The 1,830-nt window shown below is 54.9% G+C and carries 2 protein-coding genes and 1 pseudogene; all 3 read left to right on the forward strand.

The window, feature by feature from the left end:
• A partial coding sequence (locus tag Q3O06_RS09290) for a glycosyltransferase (RefSeq protein ID WP_301818536.1) occupies positions 1 to 804 on the forward strand: 804 nt, incomplete at its 5' end.
• Entirely contained in the window at positions 804 to 1,643 is an 840-nt protein-coding gene (locus Q3O06_RS09295; protein WP_301818537.1) for a glycosyltransferase family 25 protein, read from the forward strand. The genes Q3O06_RS09290 and Q3O06_RS09295, both read left to right, overlap by 1 nt.
• An 11-nt stretch (positions 1,644 to 1,654) precedes the next feature.
• A pseudogene (locus Q3O06_RS11115) lies at positions 1,655 to 1,830 on the forward strand (glycosyltransferase family 8 protein); the annotation flags it as partial.

Genomic DNA, 1,830 nt, shown 5'->3' on the forward strand with positions numbered 1-1,830 from the left:
AGAATTGGCAAAGTCCGGGGGGGGGGGGAATATATTGCGCGCACCGATGCCGACGATATTGCCGCCCCCGATTGGATTGAGAAAATCGTGGGCGAGATGGAAAAAGACCGCAGCATCATTGCGATGGGTGCGTGGCTGGAAGTTTTGTCGGAAGAAAAGGACGGCAACCGGCTGGCGCGGCATCACAGGCACGGTGCAATTTGGGACAAACCGACTCGGCATGAAGACATTGTCGCCTTTTTCCCTTTCGGCAACCCTATACACAACAACACGATGATTATGCGGCGCAGCGTCATTGACGGCGGTTTGCGTTACAACACCGAGCGGGATTGGGCGGAAGATTACCAATTTTGGTACGATGTCAGCAAATTGGGCAGGCTGGCTTATTATCCCGAAGCCTTGGTCAAATACCGCCTTCACGCCAATCAGGTTTCATCCAAACACAGCATCCGCCAACACGAAATCGCGCAAGGCATCCAAAAAACCGCCAGAAACGATTTCTTGCAGTCTATGGGTTTTAAAACCCGGTTCGACAGCCTTGAATACCGTCAAACAAAAGCAGTGGCGTATGAATTGCTGGGGAAGGACTTGTCGGAAGAAGATTTTGAACGCGTCCGCCGGTTTTTGTACCAATGCTTCAAACGGACGGACACGCCGCCCGCCGGTGCGTGGCTGGATTTTGCGGCAGACGGCAGGATGCGGCGGCTGTTTACCTTGAGGCAATACTTCAGCATTTTGCACCGGCTGATTAAAAACCGCCGGCAGGCGCGGTCGGATTCGGCAGGGAAAGAACAGGAGATTTAATGCAAAACCACGTTATCAGCTTGGCTTCCGCCGCAGAACGCAGGGCGCACATTGCCGAAACCTTCGGCAGTCGCGGCATCCCGTTTCAGTTTTTCGACGCACTGATGCCGTCTGAAAGGCTGGAACAGGCGATGGCGGAACTCGTCCCCGGCTTGTCGGCTCACCCCTATTTGAGCAGTGTGGAAAAAGCCTGCTTTATGAGCCACGCCGTATTGTGGAAACAGGCACTGGACGAAAGCTTACCGTATATCGCTGTATTTGAAGACGACGTTTTACTCGGCGAAGGCGCGGAGCAGTTCCTTGCCGAAGACGCTTGGCTAAAAGAACGCTTTGATCCCGATTCCGCCTTTATCGTCCGCTTGGAAACGATGTTTATGCACGTCCTGACCTCTCCCTCCGGCGTGGCGGATTACTGCGGGCGCGCCTTTCCGCTGTTGGAAAGCGAACACTGGGGGACGGCGGGCTATATCATTTCCAAAAAAGCGATGCGGTTTTTCTTGGACAGGTTTGCCGCCCTGCCGTCTGAAGGGCTGCACCCCGTCGATTGGATGATGTTCGGCAACCCTGACGACAGGGAAGGAATGCCGGTTTGCCAGCTCAATCCCGCCTTGTGCGCCCAAGAGCTGCATTATGCCAAGTTTCACGACCAAAACAGCGCATTGGGCAGCCTGATCGAACACGACCGCTGCCTGAACCGCAAACAGCAAAGGCGCGATTCCCCCGCCAACACATTCAAACACCGCCTGATCCGCGCCTTGACCAAAATCAGCAGGGAAAGGGAAAAACGCCGGCAAAGGCGCGAACAGTTAATCGGCAAAATTATTGTGCCTTTCCAATAAAAGGAGGAGAGATGGACATCGTATTTGCGGCAGACGACAACTATGCCGCATACCTTTGCGTTGCGGCAAAAAGCGTGGAAGCGGCCCATCCCGATACGGAAATCAGGTTCCACGTCCTCGATGCCGGTATCAGTGAGGCAAACCGGGCGGCGGTTGCCGCCAATTTGCGGGGGGGGGGGGGGAATAT

It is taken from the genome of Neisseria maigaei, from assembly GCF_958267405.1.
Lineage (GTDB): Bacteria > Pseudomonadota > Gammaproteobacteria > Burkholderiales > Neisseriaceae > Neisseria > Neisseria bergeri.